This window comes from Brevibacterium rongguiense (genome assembly GCF_009857845.1).
GTDB lineage: Bacteria > Actinomycetota > Actinomycetes > Actinomycetales > Brevibacteriaceae > Brevibacterium > Brevibacterium rongguiense.
The window spans coordinates 35515-51283 of record NZ_WWEQ01000010.1 but is presented as its reverse complement, the minus strand read 5'-3'; the positions used below and the strand labels follow the sequence as shown (position 1 = coordinate 51283).

At 71.0% G+C, this 15769-nt stretch carries 11 protein-coding genes and 2 pseudogenes; 4 read left to right on the top strand and 9 right to left on the bottom strand.

Annotated elements, in window-relative coordinates:
- Positions 1-100 precede the first annotated feature (100 nt).
- The 9 genes and pseudogenes from GSY69_RS03850 to GSY69_RS03820 all read right to left on the bottom strand — a co-directional run bounded on the left by GSY69_RS03850 (position 101) and on the right by GSY69_RS03820 (position 9766).
- Complete coding sequence (locus GSY69_RS03850) at positions 101-1573, bottom strand: aldehyde dehydrogenase family protein (RefSeq protein WP_160952563.1); 1473 nt, start codon at positions 1571-1573, stop codon at positions 101-103.
- A 62-nt stretch (positions 1574-1635) separates the two neighbouring features.
- Positions 1636-3672, bottom strand: a complete 2037-nt coding sequence (gene betT / locus GSY69_RS03845) for a choline BCCT transporter BetT (RefSeq protein WP_235936265.1) — start codon at positions 3670-3672, stop codon at positions 1636-1638.
- Positions 3673-3996: 324 nt separating this feature from the next.
- Positions 3997-4302 (bottom strand): AMP-binding enzyme, encoded by a 306-nt coding sequence (locus GSY69_RS14450; RefSeq protein ID WP_235936269.1) that lies wholly within the window; start codon positions 4300-4302, stop codon positions 3997-3999.
- 204 nt (positions 4303-4506) lie between these two features.
- Positions 4507-5049 (bottom strand): annotated as a pseudogene (locus tag GSY69_RS14885) (AMP-binding protein); the annotation flags it as partial.
- The gene (locus GSY69_RS14880; RefSeq protein WP_160952560.1) at positions 4980-5675 is read right to left on the bottom strand and encodes an AMP-binding protein; all 696 of its coding nucleotides are present in this window, start codon (positions 5673-5675) and stop codon (positions 4980-4982) included. The pseudogene GSY69_RS14885 and the gene GSY69_RS14880, both read right to left, overlap by 70 nt.
- A gap of 323 nt (positions 5676-5998) precedes the next feature.
- Positions 5999-7138 carry an acyl-CoA dehydrogenase family protein gene (locus GSY69_RS03830; RefSeq protein WP_160952559.1) on the bottom strand — a complete coding sequence of 380 codons (1140 nt, stop codon included), beginning with the start codon at positions 7136-7138 and terminating at the stop codon, positions 5999-6001.
- 89 nt (positions 7139-7227) lie between these two features.
- Complete coding sequence (locus GSY69_RS14135) at positions 7228-7548, bottom strand: SDR family oxidoreductase (protein WP_202410793.1); 321 nt, start codon at positions 7546-7548, stop codon at positions 7228-7230.
- Positions 7549-7691: 143 nt separating this feature from the next.
- A pseudogene (locus GSY69_RS15340) lies at positions 7692-8153 on the bottom strand (SDR family NAD(P)-dependent oxidoreductase); the annotation flags it as partial.
- On the bottom strand, positions 8150-9766 hold the full coding sequence (locus GSY69_RS03820; RefSeq protein ID WP_160952558.1) for an acyl-CoA synthetase: 1617 nt from the start codon (positions 9764-9766) through the stop codon (positions 8150-8152). The gene GSY69_RS03820 and the pseudogene GSY69_RS15340, both read right to left, overlap by 4 nt.
- Positions 9767-10023: 257 nt before the next feature.
- Here GSY69_RS03820 and GSY69_RS03815 point away from each other — a divergent pair, with 257 nt between their 5' ends.
- Genes GSY69_RS03815 through GSY69_RS03800 form a run of 4 tightly spaced genes read left to right on the top strand, consistent with a single transcriptional unit; the run spans position 10024 to position 15768 of the window.
- Positions 10024-10920 (top strand): TIGR03084 family metal-binding protein, encoded by an 897-nt coding sequence (locus GSY69_RS03815; RefSeq protein WP_160952557.1) that lies wholly within the window; start codon positions 10024-10026, stop codon positions 10918-10920.
- Positions 10917-12959 (top strand): acyclic terpene utilization AtuA family protein, encoded by a 2043-nt coding sequence (locus tag GSY69_RS03810; RefSeq protein WP_160952556.1) that lies wholly within the window; start codon positions 10917-10919, stop codon positions 12957-12959. Before GSY69_RS03815 ends, GSY69_RS03810 begins: the two co-directional genes overlap by 4 nt.
- Positions 12956-14179, top strand: coding sequence for an acyl-CoA dehydrogenase family protein (locus tag GSY69_RS03805; protein ID WP_160952555.1), 1224 nt, complete (start codon positions 12956-12958; stop codon positions 14177-14179). The genes GSY69_RS03810 and GSY69_RS03805 overlap by 4 nt, the downstream gene beginning before the upstream one ends.
- The gene (locus tag GSY69_RS03800; protein WP_160952554.1) at positions 14176-15768 is read left to right on the top strand and encodes an acyl-CoA carboxylase subunit beta; all 1593 of its coding nucleotides are present in this window, start codon (positions 14176-14178) and stop codon (positions 15766-15768) included. The genes GSY69_RS03805 and GSY69_RS03800 overlap by 4 nt, the downstream gene beginning before the upstream one ends.
- Position 15769: the final 1 nt, after the last annotated feature.

Genomic DNA, 15769 nt, shown 5'->3' with positions numbered 1-15769 from the left:
GGGGCGCCTCGGGAACGGCCTGCCGGGCCCCGCGCTGAACGCGGGCCCGGCCGAGCCGGCTCACCGGGGCGCGATGGTCCCGGCACGCCTGGCTTGGCGGTCAGTGGGCGCCGAAATACCCGGTCACGCCGGGGCGCAGGTTCTGGTAGATGTGCTTGGCCTCCTGGTACTCGGCCAGGCCGGTGGGCCCGAGCTCGCGGCCGATGCCGGACTGCTTGAAGCCGCCCCACTCCGCCTGCGGCAGGTAGGGGTGGTAGTCGTTGATCCACACGGTGCCGTGGCGCAGCCGGTTGGCCACGCGCTGGGCCTTGCCCGCGTCCTGCGTCCACACAGCCCCGGCCAGCCCGTAGATCGTGTCGTTGGCGGTCGCGACGGCCTCGTCCTCGGTGGTGAACGTCTCGACCGTGACGACGGGGCCGAAGCCCTCCTCGGTCACGACGGACATGCCGCGCTTCACCTGGTCGATGACGGTGGGCTCGTAGTAGTAGCCGGACTCGAGCTCGCCCTGCCCCCACTGACCGCCGCAGCGCACGCGCGCGCCCTCCTCCACACCGGACTGGACATAGGCGGTGACCTTGTCCCGGTGCTCCTTGGAGATGAGGGGGCCGCTCTCCGCGGCCTCGTCGAACGGGCCGCCCAGGCGGATCGAGCCTGCGCGCTGCGCGAGCGCGTCGGTGAACCGCTCCGCGATGGACTCCTCGACGATGAGCCGGGCGCCGGCCGAGCAGACCTGGCCGGAGTCGACGAACGCCGCGTTGAGCGCGTTGTCCACCGCGGCATCGAAGTCCGCGTCCGCGAACACGACGTTGGGGTTCTTGCCGCCGAGTTCGAGTGCGACCTTCTTGACGGTCTGCGCGGCGTTGGCCGCGATCTTCTTGCCGGTGGCAAGGCCGCCGGTGAACGAGACCATGTCCACGTCCGGGTGGGTGGACAGCGGGCCGCCGGCGCTGGCGCCGGAGCCCAGCACGAGGTTGCCCACGCCCTTGGGCAGCCCCAGCTCCTCGAGGAGCGCCATCGTGAGGATGGCGGTGTGGGGGGTCAGCTCCGCGGGCTTGAGGACGAAGCTGTTGCCTGCGGCCAGGCAGGGGGCGATCTTCCACGAGGCCTGGAGCAGCGGGAAGTTCCACGGGGTGATGAGCGCGCACACGCCCACCGGCTCGTGGCTGATGCGGGAGAAGACGTCCTGCGAGTCCGCATCGACGATCCGCCCGGCATCGGCGGCCGCGATCTTGCCGAAGTACTCGAAGCAGCCTGCGATGTCGTCCATGTCCTGCTGGGACTCCACGAAGCGCTTGCCGGTGTCGAGGGACTCCGCACGGGCGAACTCGTCGCGGCGCTCGCGGATGGCGGCCCCGGCCTTGAGCAGCAGGTCCGCCCGCTCCGAGGTGGGCTTTGCCGACCACACCTCCGAGTCGAAGGCGCGGCGGGCGGCCTCGATCGCGCGGATCGTATCCGCCTCCGTGGCCTCGTCGACCGTGGCGACGAAGTCGCCGTTGGCCGGGCAGGTGATGTCCCGGGTGCCGCCCTCCTGGGCGGAGACCCATTCGCCGTCGATGAACAGCGTGTTCGGCATGTCAGTGCTCCTTTGGGTTGAGGTCGTTGGGGTGCTCGGCTGGCTGGGCGGGGGCGCGGGGCTCACGATGGCTCCTCCGATTCCGAGGCGAAGTCGTCGGCCCAGTCGGTCGTGATGGTCTGGCGGGACTCCGTGAGGTCCACCGGTGTGCCGTCGGAGATCCGCAGGTACTCGAGGTGGGACTCGTAGTTGCTGATGACGTCGGAGATCAGCTGCTCCTTCGTGAACCCGAAGACGTCGTAGCCGCGCGAACCGTCGGCGGTGAAGACCTCCAGGCGGTAGTACGTGTCCGCCCCCGGTGACTGGGAGCGGATGGCAAACGACGGCGTCTCCGCGGCCACCGGGTAGATCTGGTAGACGAACGGGCCGTCCTCGCCGAACTCCACGCGCAGGGACACCTGCGGCAGGTGCAGCGAGGGCACCTCGGCGGTGTCGACGGAGACATCGGCCCCCGACTCGGCCAGTTCGCGGCCCACCTCCTGCAGGGCGGGCTTGGCAACGGTGTCCGCGTACTTGCGCACGGCTCCCACCGCCGGGAACGAGGTGGAGCGCTTGAGCCGCTGCTTCCACGACAGGCCATCGCCGCTGACCAGGCGCGTGGGCAGCGAGGCCATGCGGCCGTCGGCCTGGAGCGTCTCCTGGTGCAGCGCCCGGTAGAGGGAGATCATGACGAGGTAGAGCACGACGGAAAACGGCAGCCCGATGATGAGTGTGGCCGCCTGGAGCGTGGCCACGCCGCCGACGATGAGCATGGCGAGCGTGAGCACGCCCGTCGCCACCGCCCAGAACACCCGCAGCCCCTTGGGCCCGTCCTGCTTGGGGTCGTCGGTGGTGCACGTGAAGTTCGCGAGCACCAGCGCGCCGGAATCCGCCGAGGTCACGTAGAAGAGCAGGCCCACGACGGTGGCCAGGCCGATGACGAAGAACGCACCGGGATAGGACTCGAGCAGCATGTAGAATGCGCTCTCCGGCTGGTCCATGGCGGTCTGGGCGAACTGCAGGTCGCCGCCCAGGATGCGGTGAAGGGCACTGTTGCCGAAGATCGAGATGAAGATCGCGATGAAGGCGAACGGCACCACGAGCACACCGGTGACGAACTGGCGGATCGTGCGCCCGCGCGAGATGCGCGCCAGGAACAGGCCCACGAACGGGGCCCACGCGATCCACCACGCCCAGAAGAACAGCGTCCACGAGGCCATCCAGTCATCGGGCTGGATGAACGGGAAGACGTTGAGCATCATGTGCGGGAAGTTCGCCGCGTAGTCGCCGATGTCCGTGACGAGCGAGTCGAAGAGGAAGCGCGTGTTGCCGGTGACCGTCACCCAGCCCAGCAGCACGATCGCGAGGATGACGTTGAGCTCGGACAGGCGCCGGATGCCCTTCTCCACGCCGGTGACGGTGGAGATGGTGGCCAGGATGACGGAGAGCGCGATGAGGCCGATCTGCGCGGCCACGCCCTGGGGGATGCCGAACATGAGGTAGAGGCCGAAGTTGAGCTGCACGACACCGATGCCGAGTGAGGTGGCGATGCCGAACACGGTGCCGAGCACGGCGGCGATGTCGACCGTGTGGCCGAGCCAGCCGTTGATCCGCTTGCCCAGCGCCCAGTAGAGGATCGAGCGGATCGACAGCGGCATGCCCTTGCGGTAGGCGAAGTAGGCGAATGCCATGCCCATGAGCGCGTACATCGCCCAACCGGTGATGCCGTAGTGGAAGAGCGTCCAGACCACGGCCATGCGCGCGCGGCCAGCGGGGTCCGTCGAGGGGTCGAGCGGCTGGTCGACCGCGCCCTCCGGCGGGCTGAGGAACTGCGAGGCGGGCTCCGAGACGGAGAAGAACATGAGGTCGATGCCGATGCCCGCGGCGAACAGCATGGCCGTCCAGGTGAACAGGTTGAATTGCGGGCGGGAGTGGTCCGGGCCCAGCTTGATCCGCCCCATCCGCGACAGGGCGATGATGATGACGAAGACGACCATGAGCGTCGCGGTGAGGATGTAGTACCAGCCGAAGTTCGCCGACAGCCAGCCCACGATGGTCGTGATGACCGTGTTGGCGTTCTCCGGCGCGATGATCGCCCATGCGGCGATCGCGATGATCATGGCCCCGGAGATGGCAAGGACCGGCCAATTGGGTGGGGGAGCGATGGCCTTCGATGGGGGCGTAGGCGCTTCCGCCGTGGTCGGTTCCTCTGCTTCGCGGGGTCTGCTCATCGCTTCCTAGGGGTCGGCGCCGGGGAGTGGTGCGAGCCTTCACGGTAGCAAGCGGAGGCGACGCGGGGATGGCGTGGGGCGGTGGTGGACGCGTTAGCGCTGGTGAGCGCTGCGGTGGGGGATTGGTCACACTGGTGGTGCAGAAGGGGCCCGTTCCTGGGACGTGTGCGTCTCAGGGAACGGGCCCCGCAGCCGAGCGGTCGGCCCGCTCGATCAGAACAGCCCGCGCAGCACGTTCTTGCGGATCTTGCCCGTCGTCGTCTTCGGCAGCGCGTCGACGAACTCGACGCGCTTGGGCGCCTCGATCCCGCTCAGGTGCTCGCGGGCGTAGGCGAGGATGCCCTCCTCAGTGGCCCGCTGCGCGCGCTCGCGCTCCTCGTCGCCGACCTCGCCGCGGGCCGGCACCGTGTCGCTGAGCACCACGGCGGTCACGGCCTCGCCCCAGTGGGCGTGCTCGGTGCCGATGACGCAGCACTCCACGACGCCCGGCGCATTCGCCACGACCCGCTCGACCTTCATGGACGAGACGTTCTCGCCCCCGGTCTTGATGATGTCCTTCACCCGGTCGGTGAACCAGACGACGCCCTCGTCGTCCAGGTAGCCGATGTCACCGGAGTGGAACCAGCCGTGGCGGAACGCCTCGCCGTTGGCATCCGGCCGGTTCCAGTAGCCCAGGGTCACGTGCGGGCCGCGGTAGACGATCTCGCCCACCTCGCCGACCGGCAGCAGGTTCCCGTCCGGATCCATGATCTGCGTGCGCACCGTGGGCGAGGGGATGCCCCACGAGCCGTTCTTGCCGTGCCGGTGGTGGGGCCGCTGATAGGTGGTGGCCGGGATGACCTCGGTCTGGCCCGAGCCCAGCACCTTCTTGGCATCCGGCATCATCTCGTCCATGCCCGCCAGGACCCGCTCGGGCATCTGCGCCATCGCGTACATGGCCGTGTCCATGGAGCTGAGGTCGCGCGGGCGCCGCTGGTTCTCGGCGATGAGCGCCGCCCACATCATGGGCAGGCCGGTGAACATCGTGATGCGCTCGGCCTCCATCGCATCGAGCACAGCGGCCGGATCGAACCCGTGCTGGATGACCACCGTGCCGCCGGTGAACAGCACCGGCATGGCGAGGGTGTTGAGCGCGGTGACGTGGAAGAGCGGCAGCACGATGAGCATGGTGCCCGGCTCCCGGCCCCAGCCATCGCTCATCTGCAGTGCGTTCGACATCGCACCGGTGACCACCGCCGCGTGCGCCGCGAGGGCACCCTTGGGGTTGGCCGTGGTGCCCGAGGTGTAGAGGCACTGTGCCGCATCATCGCTGCCGATGGCGCGAGGCACAGCTCGGGCCCGACCTCCGTGCCCACAAGCTGCCTCAGCTCATGGCGCGCAGCCCCCTGCGGCACCTCGCCGCCGGGCGCTTCGGCGGCTGCGGGCTCGGCCGTGCCTGCTTCTTCGGTGTGGACGACGATCGTCGTGAGGGTGGCTCCGGCCGCGGCGACCTCGCGGACGAGCGGCAGGAGCGCCTCGTCGGCGAATAGTGTCGTGGCCTGCGCGTCCGTGAGGATCCACGCGATGTCCTCCGCGGTCAGGCCGTCGTTGACGGGCAGTGCCACTCGGCCGGCCTTGACGATGCCGAAGTAGACCGCGAGCACCTCCGAGGAATTGCGCATGAGCATGGCGCAGGGTTCGCCCTGCGCGGGCCCGTCGTCGAGGGCGATGATCCCTCGCGCGATCGCCTCGGCGTCGTGCTCGAGCTGTGCGTAGGAGATCCGGCGGTCGCGATCGACCACGGCGATGGAATGCGGCACGCGGTCGGCGGTGCGGGTGAGCGCATCGCCGATCGTCGTCCGGCGGGCCAGATTGAGATCGACCGGATCGACCTGGGCGGTGTCGGCGAACATAGGGTTTCCTCCTGGGACTCGTGGACCTCGTTGTCCGTGCCGGTGCTGTCGCGCGCTTTCGTGAGGCAATGCGCGGGTATGAGCGGGTTTGGATGGGTGGGTGCGGGGGCGGGCGATGAGGCGCGGCCGGACCCGCTCGGGTGCGGGCCGGGCCTCGGTCTGGGGGGCGGCACCGGGACGGAGCCAGCGGGGATGAGGGGAGTGCCGGGGGATGCGCCGCAGCGCGAGGGGAGGATCGTCGGCCGCGCGGCTGCCGCACGGCACAGCGGGGGCGGGCGGTGGCCGCGCACAGCGGGACCGGACGGGTCAGGGCGGCGCCATCGTCACACCTCGTATCCGTCCAGGCGCGCGAGGACCTGGAGCATGACCTCGTCCGCGCCGCCGCCGATCGAGGACAGCCGGGCGTCGCGGTAGAACCGCGCCGTCCAGTTCTCCTCCATGTAGCCCATCCCGCCGTGGTACTGCACGGCCAGGTCCGCGACCTCGCGGATGAGGCGCCCTGCGGCCAGCTTGCCCGCCGTTGCCTCGCGGGTGATGTCCTCGCCCGCGTCGAGCATAAGGGCCATCTTCTCGTTGAGCGCGCGCAGCAGCTCGAGCTGGGCCGATGCCTCGGTCAGCCGGAAGACCGGATACTGGCGTTGGGCGAGGGGCCCGCCGAAGACGTCGCGCGTGCGCAGGTAGTCCCGCGTGCGCCCGAGCGCCCACTCACACGCGCCCACGGCGGCGAAGCAGGCGGAGAGCCGCTCGATGACGAACTGCTGCATCTGCTGCTGGAACCCGCGCCCGGCCTCGCCGATCGTGTTCGACACCGGAACGCGCACGTCCTCGAGGCGCAGCTCCGCGGTGTCCGAGACGCGGTTGCCCAGCTTGTCGAGCTTGCGCACGACCTCGAAGCCCTCCGTGCCCGCCGGGACGATGATCTGCGACATGCCCCGGAAGCCCCCCTCGTCAGAGGTGCGCACGAGCATGCAGAACCAGTCGGCCTGGGTGCCGTTGGTGATGTAGATCTTCTGCCCGGAGATGACCCAGTGATCGCCGTCGCGGTGGGCCTTCGTCGCCAGGTGGGCGACATCCGAGCCGGCTCCGGGCTCCGTCACGGCGATCGCGGCGACCTGCTCGCCGGCGATGGCCGGGCGCAGGTAGCGCTCCTTGAGCTCGGGAGTGCCGAAGCGGGCCAGCGACGGCGTGGCCATGTGCATCTGCACATTCACCGCCATCGCGACCCCGGCCGCATTGCCGCGGCCCAGCTCCTCCGCCATCGCCATCTGGTACTCCATGGGCGCGCCCTCGCCGCCGTCCTCGGCGCTGTGGCTCAGTCCCAGCAGCCCGTGCCGGGCGAGGATGGGGAACAGGGCGTGGGCGTCGAAGAAGCCGTCGGCCTCCCACTCGTCGATGTGGGCGAGCACCTCGCGCTCCCAGACGGCGCGCACGGTGGAGCGGAATTCTGCGAGTTCGGTGGGCATGTGGTGGACCTCCGGGTCATTGGGGTGCTTCGGGGGCGGGGCCGTCGTGGGGCTTCCCGGCGCTGCGCGCCGGCGGTGAGGGCTGTGGGCTACACGCTGCGCTGGGCCTTCGAGGCGGCGGTGGCGGCCTTCGCGGCTTCGCGCACGTCCTCCCATTCGCCGTCCGTCATGGACGACAGGGAGGCGAACGTGCCGGGCCCGGCGAACATCTGGCCGCCGTCGATCGCAATGGTCTGGCCCGTGATGTAGTCCGCGGCCCCGGAGAGCAGGAAGAGCGCGAGGTTGCCGAGCTCCCAGATCTCCCCGGTGCGCCCCGCGGGCACGGCCTGCGCATCGGAGAGCCGCCTGGCCCTGCTGTCCGCGCCCAGCACGGTCCACGTGAAGTCGGTGGGGAACGGGCCCCGGGGCAATGGCGTTCAGGCGGATGTCGTACTTCGCCCACTCCACGGCCAGCGACATCGTCATCGCGTGCACCGCGGACTTCGACATGGCCGAGGGGCACTGTGTAGGCCGACCCCGTCCACACCCAGGTCGCCAGCGTGGACAGGACGCTGCCGGACAGGCCCTCGGCAATCCAGCGCCGGCCGGCCGCCTGGGTGGTGAAGTAGGTTCCGTCCATGACCGTGGAGGCGATCGCCTCGTAGCCGTTGGGGCTCACGTCCTGCGTGGGGGCAACGAAGTTCGCAGCCGCATTGTTGATGAGCCCGGTGAGCGGCCCGTGTTCGGCCCACAGCTCTGCCATGGCCGCGTCGACCCCCGCGGCGTCGCGGATGTCGACGGTCTGATAGGCCACGAGCCGGGCACCGGCTCCTGCGTTGGCGTGCTCGGCGGACTCGGCGAGCGCGGACTCCCGGCGGCCCCAGAGCACCACGTGAGCACCGTGCGCGGCGAGGTGGGCGGCCATGCCGCGGCCCAGCCCGCTGCCGCCGCCGGTCACGAGGATGCGGCGCTCGGCCAGCGCATCGGCGCGGAACGGCGAATGGGGCACCGGCGGCCGACGGTCCGGGGGCGTCATCGCTGCACCGCGGATCCCGTGCCGCCGCCTGCTCGCCGGAGCTCGACCTTGCGGACCTTCCCGGTCGCGGTGCGCGGCAGCGCGGGCAGGAACACGAATCGCTTGGGGATCTTGAAGCCCGCGAGCCGCTCGCGGGCGAAGGCGCGCAGCTCCTCGGCGAGTGCGGCGCGATCCGCCTCGTCGACGAGCTCACCCGGCCCCTCGGCGGAGCCCTCGCCGTCGTTGACCACGACGGCTGCGGTGACGGCCTCGCCCCACTGCTCGTCGGGAAGCCCGTAGACGGAGACCTCGCTCACCCGCGGGTGGCGGTAGAGGACCTGTTCGATCTCCGTGGGGTAGACGTTCTCACCGCCGGTGATGACCATGTCCTTCTTCCGGTCGACGATGCGGTAGTAGCCGTCCTCATCGACGGTGGCGAGATCGCCGCTGTAGAACCAACCGTCGCGGAAGGCCTCAGCGGTGGCCTCCGGTCGCCGCCAGTAACCGGGGGAGATGTTCGGCCCGCGCATCGCCAGCTCACCCACCTGGCCGACAGGCACCGGCTCGCCCAGCGGGTCGACGATGGCAGCGTCGACGTGCATGCACGGTCGGCCGATTGAACCGGCGTGGTCGACCACGTCGGCAGCGGCCAGAATGGCGGCCCCGGCGGTCGTCTCCGTGAGCCCGTAGCCCTCGGAGAAGCTCAGCCCCTTGTCCTGCAGAGCCTCGATGATCGTGATGGGGCATGCGGCCCCGCCGCTCATAGAGGCCCGCAGTGTTGACGTCGTGTGGCGGTCCAAAGCTCCGGAGGAGAGGATCGCTCCCCACATGACCGGCACGTTGAAGGCCCTTGTCACCTTGTAGTGCTCGACGAGGTGTGCCCACCGGCCAGGATCGAACGACTCCATGACCACGGAGGAGGCGCCCCAGTACAGTGCGGCGATTGTGTTGACCGCCAGGGCCCCGATGTGGAAGAGCGGTGCGGAGGCAAGGCAGACATCGGAGCGGTCGAAGCCTCCATCGTTGTAGTTGTGCAGGATCGAGGCCCAGAACAGGTTGGCGTGGGTGATGATTGCGCCCTTGGGCTGGCCCGTAGTACCCGAGGTGTACATGAGCAGGGCGAGGGAGTCGGGATCGACTTCCGGCGACTCGGAACCTGTGCTCGCGGCGGTGGCCGAACCCGCGTCGACCAGCTCGTGATATCCGGTGCGCTGGCCGCGCGAGCGCTGCACCGCCGTGGGCAGGGCGATCACCTCGCGGACTCCGGTATCGGGCTGGGCCGCATCCGCCACGTCCATGAGCGAGGACGACGCGAAGAGCAGCACGGCCCCGGAGTCGCTGAGGATGTAGCGCACCTCCTCCGCGGTGAGCCGGAAGTTGATGAGCACTCCGATCGCCCCGGCCCTCGCCGTCGCGACGATGAGCGCGAGCATCTCGACGGAATTGAGGGCGAGCAGCGCCACCCGGTCACCGGGCAGGACGCCCTTCGAGCGCAGGCCCGCCGCCAGAGCGGTGGTGAGCGCGTCGAGCTCCGCGTGGGTGAGCGCCGCGCCGGTATCCGCGTCGATGAGCGCGGTGCTCTCGGGGAAGCGCAGGGCGTGGATGGCGGGCCAGGATCCGAGCGGAACGCTCATGCGATCTCCTCGCGTCGTCGCGGTGGCCGCGCGGCACTGCGCGGCCATCCCGTCACCGTGGGGAACACGGCCCACGTGTGATGTGGACAACACACTAGGGCCATTCGACAAAACAAGCAAACGTGATTGATTGTTCGTGTGAACTGTGGCACGCTGAGCCGCAGACCGGACCGGCGACGGCGGCAGCGCAGAGGCTGCACGCCCCTGTGAGCGGTCCGCAGCCACACCCCCCTTCCACGGCACCAGGAGGCCACACGATGGACGTCAACGAGGCCCTTGCGCTCCTGGCCGATGAGTCGCAGCGGCTCGACGCGGTCGTCGCCGACCTCCCCGCCGAGCAGTGGAAGCTGCCCACGCCGGCGACGGGCTGGACGATCGCCGACCAGATCGCCCACCTGCACTGGACAGACCTCGTCAGCGTGCAGACGGTGCGCGGCGACCCGGCCTTCGCCGCGCTCGTGGCGGACATGCGCGCCGATCCCCGGCCCGCCCTCGTCGACGAGGAGGCGCACCGGCTCGCCGGCCAGGCGCCCGCGGAGCTCCTGGCCCAGTGGCGCGCGGGGCGCGAGGCCCTCGCCCAGGCCCTCGCCGCGGCCGATCCCGCTGCGAAGATCGCGTGGTTCGGCCCGCCCATGCGGCCGCTCACGATGGCCACCGCCCGCGTCATGGAGACCTGGGCCCACAGCCTCGACGTCTGCGATGCGCTCGGCCTCGACAAGCCCGCCACCGACGTGCTCGCCGCGGTCGCGCGGATCGGCTGCCGCACCCGCGGGTTCGCCTTCGCCTCCCGCGGCCTCGAGGTGTCGACCGCCGAAGTGCGGGTTGAGCTGGCCCTGCCCCACGGTTCGTTCGCCGAGGGCCCGGCCGATGCGCCTGAGCGGATCATGGGCAATGCCTGGGGGTTCGCCGCGGTCGTCACGCAGCGCCGCAGTCCCGCCGACGTCGACCTGGCGATCGTGGGTGAGGGCGCGCGGCACTGGATGGAGATCGCACAGGCATTCGCGGGCGCGCCCACCCAGGGGCCCGCACCCGGGGAGCGCGGACCGGCCCGCACCACGGGTGCCGGCCGGGCGTCCGGCGCCTCCGCGACCGGTGACCCCTTGGTCCGCACACCTGCGATCGGCGCCCCCGCGGTCGGGAGCGCGAACGCATGAGCGCTGTGCAGCCCCAGACCGCCGCGGCGCCGGGCCGTGCGCGAGCGTCAGCCGCCCAGGGGCCGGGAGCCGGTGCCCAGCCGCGCACGCTGCGCATCGGCTGCGCATCTGGCTTCTACGGCGACCGCCTCGCGGCCTTCGGCGAACTCGTCGACGCCGGGGTCGACGTGGTCGTGGGCGACTACCTGGCCGAGCTCACCATGCTCATCCTCGCGCGCCAGAAGGCGAAGGACCCGGCCGCGGGGTTCGCCAAGTCCTTCCTCGCCCAGGTCACCGGCGCCATGTCGCGCCTGGCGGAAACGGGCACCCGCGTCGTCGCCAACGCCGGCGGGATGAATCCGGCCGCACTCGCCGCCGCCATAGCCGAGGCCGCCGCGCAGGCCGGGATCGACCTGCCGGTTGCGTTCGTCGACGGCGACGACCTGACCACCCGCGCCGGTGAGCTGAGCCTGGGCGAGCCGCTTGCCGCCAACGCCTACCTGGGCGGGTTCGGCATCGCGCGCGCACTGGCCGAGGGCGCCCAGGTCGTCGTCACCGGCCGGGTCACCGACGCCTCGCTCGTCACGGGACCCGCAGCCTGGTTCCACGGCTGGGAGCGCACAGACTACGACGCGCTGGCCGGGGCCATGGCGGCCGGGCACGTCATCGAATGCGGCATGCAGGCCACCGGCGGCAACTTCTCCTTCTTCACCGAGATCGCGGACCTTATCCGCCCGGGCTTCCCCATCGCGGAGGTCGCCGCCGACGGCTCGTCGATCATCGCGAAGCCCGCCCACACGAGCGGCGCGGTCACGGTGGAGACCGTCCTCTCCCAGCTCCTCTACGAGGTCGCCGGCGCCCGCTACCCGGGCCCCGATGCCACGCTGCGCCTCGACTCGATCCGACTCGAGGCCGCCGGCCCCGACCGCGTGCGCATCTGCGGAGTGCGCGGTGAGGCGCCCCCGCCGGACCTCAAGGTCTCGGTCAATGAGCTGGGGGGCTTCCGCCAGGAGCTCACCTTCTTTCTCACCGGTCTGGACATCGAGGCCAAGGCCGCCCTGGTGCGCGCACAGTTCGCAGCCGGACTGGCCGCCGCGGGACTGCCCGAGCCCGCGGAGCTCGAATGGGAGCTCTCGCGCACCGACCGCTCGGACGCCGCGACCCAGGAGCAGGCCACCGCCCGCCTGCGCCTCATCGCCCGGGACCGCGACCCCCAGGCGGTGGGGCGCGCCTTCGCCAACACCTGTGTCGAGTTCGCGCTGGGCTCCATCCCCGGCTTCTTCATGGCCGCGCCCCCCGGGGAGGCGAGCGTCTACGGCCGCTTCCGCGCGGGAAGCGTGCCTCAGGACGCCCCGGCCCACACCGTGCACGCCCCCGATGGGAGCACTGCGCCCATCGCGCCCCCGCCGGAGTTCCGCCGGCTTGCAGCCACCCCTGCGGACACGAGCCACCCCGCGGTCGAGGCGCCCGGGAGCCCCGTTACGGCACCGGCCCCCGTGCCGGCCGGGCCGCAGGCCGCCGGCGATGCGGGCACCGACCCGGCGGGACGCGCCCCCGACGCCGCGGCGGGCCGCGCGGCGCTGCCGCTCGGCGCGCTCTTCGGCGCTCGCAGCGGCGACAAGGGCGGCGGCGCGAACATCGGCGTGTGGGCCCGCACGCCGGACACATGGCCGCTGCTGCACGATGAGCTGACCGCCGATGCCCTGCGCGCCCTGCTGCCGGAAACCGCCGGCCTGGCTATCGACCGCACCGAGCTGCCCGGCCTGCACGCGGTCAACTTCGTCATCCACGACATTCTGGGCGAGGGCGTTGCCTACGGTGCGCGCTTCGACGCCCAGGCCAAGGGGCTGGCCGAATGGCTGCGCAGCCGCACGATCCGCGTGCCGGCCGAGCTGGCAGCAGGCGCCGGTCCAACGGCACACGCAGCACCAACAGCAGATGCAGCACCCACGGCCGACGCACCCACGGCCAACCCAGCGCCCATAGACGGCACCGGCCCCGCAGACGGCACCGCCCCGGCGGGCGGGCGCGACACCCGCGCCGGAGAGGAGAACCCATGAGATCCGCAGCCCAGCGCCCTGATGCCGCCTCGGCCGCAGCGCAGCCGGAGACCGGGCCCGATGCCGCGGAACTCGCGGCTCTCGCGGAGACCACCCGGCGCTTCGTGGCAGCGCACGTGCTGCCCCACCAGGAGGAATGGGAGGCACGGGGTGTCCTGCCCCGCGCACTGCACCAACACGCCGCGCACGCCGGCCTGCTGGGCGCGAGCTTCCCCGAGGACGTGGGCGGCGGCGGCGGTGGCCTGCGCGCGTCCCTGACGATCAATGAGGCGGCGCACGAGGCCGGGATGTCCGGCGGCACATTCGCCTCGCTGTTCACCGCGGGGATCGCGGTGCCCCACTTCATCGCGGCCGGCTCGCGCGAGCTCATCGACGCCTACGTTCGGCCCACCCTCGCCGGTGAGCTCATCGGCTCGCTCGCCATCACCGAGCCCTCCGGCGGCTCCGACGTCGGCGGACTGCGCACCCGGGCCGAGCACGACGGCGATGCGTACGTCATCTCGGGCGAGAAGACGTTCATCACCTCCGGCACCCGCGCCGACTTCGTCGTCACGGCCGCGCGCACCGGCGGCCCCGGGGCCAAGGGAGTCTCCCTCCTCGTGGTCCCCGCCGATTCCCCCGGCTTCAGCGTCGCGAAGAAACTGGCGAAGATGGGCTGGCACTCCTCGGACACCGCGGAGCTGCACTACGACGCGGTGCGCGTGCCCGCCGACCACCTCATCGGCGCGGAGAACGCCGGCTTCGCCTACATCTCCCAGGCCTTCGTCACGGAGCGCGTGGGCCTGGCCGCGCAGGCGTACTCCGGCGCCCAGCGCGCACTCGACCTCACCGTGCAGTGGTGTCGGGACCGGGTGACGTTCGGCGACCCGCTCATCGCGCGCCCCACCGTCCAGGCCACGCTCGCCCAGATGACCGCGCGGATCGACGCCGCCCGGGTCTACACCCGCGTGCTGGCCGCGCGCTACGACGATCAGCAGGCAGCCCCAGAGCCGCAGGGCGGGCTCGATCTCGTGGCAACCGCGTGCTTTGCCAAGAACATGGCCGTCGAGGCCGCCGAATGGTGTGCCAGCCAGGCCGTGCAGCTGTTCGGCGGGATGGGCTACATGGCCGAATCGGAGGTCGAGCGGATCTACCGCGACACACGCATCCTCGGCATCGGGGGCGGCACGACCGAAATCCTGACGGCCCTGGCCGCGAAGAGAATGGGGTACACCGCATGACCGCACTCACCTCGGCCCTGGCGGGCAGCGCCGAATGGACCGCCGCCGCACAGGCCATGGAGGCCAAGCTCGCGGAGCTCGACGGCGTCAACGCCGAGCTCGCCCAGGCGGGCGGGGAGAAGGCCGTCGAACGCCACCGCGGCCGCGGCAAGCTCACCGCCCGCGAGCGCATCGACCTGCTCATCGACCGCGATACGCCGTTCTTGGAGCTGTGCCCCTACGCCGCGTGGGGCTCGGACTTCCCGGTGGGTGCCAGCATGGTGGGCGGGATCGGCGTGGTCTCCGGCGTCGAGTGCCTCATCACCGCCAATGACCCGACGATCGCCGGCGGCACCTCGAACCCCCGGACGCTGAAGAAGAGCCTGCGGCTCATGGACATCAGCCTGAAGAACCGGCTGCCGCACATCAGCCTCGTCGAATCGGGCGGGGCGAACCTGCCCACGCAGTCGGAGATCTTCATCCCCGGCGGCGACACGTTCCGCAGGTTGGCCGAGCTCTCCAAAGCCGGGATCCCCACGATCGCGATCGTGTTCGGCAATTCGACGGCGGGCGGGGCCTACCACCCCGGGATGAGCGACCACGTCGTCATGATCGAGAACCGCTCGAAGGTCTTCCTGGGCGGCCCACCGCTCGTCAAAGCCGCCACCGGCGAGATCAGCGACGACGAGTCCCTGGGCGGCGCGCAGATGCACGCGCGCACGAGCGGGCTGGCCGACCACTTCGCCCGCGACGAGCAGGACGCCCTGCGCATCGGGCGGCGGATCGTCGCGCGGCTCAACTGGGCCAAGGCGGGGCCGGCGCCGGGCCCCTCGGTCGAGCCGCTCTTCGATGCCGAGGAGCTGCTGGGGGTCGTCCCCGGTGACCTCAAGATCCCCTTCGATCCGCGAGAGGTCCTGGCCCGGGTGGTCGACGGCTCGGACTTCGACGAGTTCAAGCCGCTCTACGGCTCGGGCATCGTCACCGGCTGGGCGCGCATCCACGGCTACCCCGTGGGCGTCATCGCGAATTCGAAGGGGGTCATCTTCAGCGAGGAGGCGCAGAAGACCACCCAGTTCATCCAGATCGCGAATCGCCAGCGCACCCCGCTGCTCTTCCTCCACAACACGACGGGCTACATGGTGGGCCGGCGCTATGAGGAAGGGGGCATCATCAAGCACGGGTCCATGATGGTCAACGCCGTCTCCACCTCCGAGGTGCCCCACATCTCCGTGCTCGTGGGTGCTTCGTACGGCGCTGGGCACTACGGCATGTGCGGTCGCGCCTTCGATCCGCGGTTCCTGTTCGCCTGGCCCTCGGCGAAGTCCGCCGTCATGGGGGGCGCGCAGCTGGCCGACGTCGTGACCTCGGTGGCGAAGGCCTCGGCCGAGGCGCGCGGACTGCCGTTCGACGATGAGAAGAACGAACTGCGCCGCCAGGCGATCGAGCGCCAGATCGAGGCTGAGTCCCTGCCGCTGTTCCTCTCCGGGCTGGTCTACGACGACGGCATCATCGATCCGCGCGACACCCGCACGGTGCTCGGACTGTCGCTGTCGGCGATCGCGAACGGGCCGATCGAGTCCGACCGCACCTACGGAATCTTCAGGATGTGAT

What these genes read in the sequence shown, in the direction of transcription:
- GSY69_RS03850 (WP_160952563.1), bottom strand. Translation starts at nt 1,573, where the DNA reads ATGCCGAACACGCTGTTCATCGACGGCGAATGGGTCTCCGCCCAGGAG.
- betT (WP_235936265.1), bottom strand. Translation starts at nt 3,672, where the DNA reads ATGATCATCGCGATCGCCGCATGGGCGATCATCGCGCCGGAGAACGCC.
- GSY69_RS14450 (WP_235936269.1), bottom strand. Translation starts at nt 4,302, where the DNA reads ATGAAGGTCGAGCGGGTCGTGGCGAATGCGCCGGGCGTCGTGGAGTGC.
- GSY69_RS14880 (WP_160952560.1), bottom strand. Translation starts at nt 5,675, where the DNA reads ATGTTCGCCGACACCGCCCAGGTCGATCCGGTCGATCTCAATCTGGCC.
- GSY69_RS03830 (WP_160952559.1), bottom strand. Translation starts at nt 7,138, where the DNA reads ATGCCCACCGAACTCGCAGAATTCCGCTCCACCGTGCGCGCCGTCTGG.
- GSY69_RS03820 (WP_160952558.1), bottom strand. Translation starts at nt 9,766, where the DNA reads ATGAGCGTTCCGCTCGGATCCTGGCCCGCCATCCACGCCCTGCGCTTC.
- GSY69_RS03815 (WP_160952557.1), top strand. Translation starts at nt 10,024, where the DNA reads ATGGACGTCAACGAGGCCCTTGCGCTCCTGGCCGATGAGTCGCAGCGG.
- GSY69_RS03810 (WP_160952556.1), top strand. Translation starts at nt 10,917, where the DNA reads ATGAGCGCTGTGCAGCCCCAGACCGCCGCGGCGCCGGGCCGTGCGCGA.
- GSY69_RS03805 (WP_160952555.1), top strand. Translation starts at nt 12,956, where the DNA reads ATGAGATCCGCAGCCCAGCGCCCTGATGCCGCCTCGGCCGCAGCGCAG.
- GSY69_RS03800 (WP_160952554.1), top strand. Translation starts at nt 14,176, where the DNA reads ATGACCGCACTCACCTCGGCCCTGGCGGGCAGCGCCGAATGGACCGCC.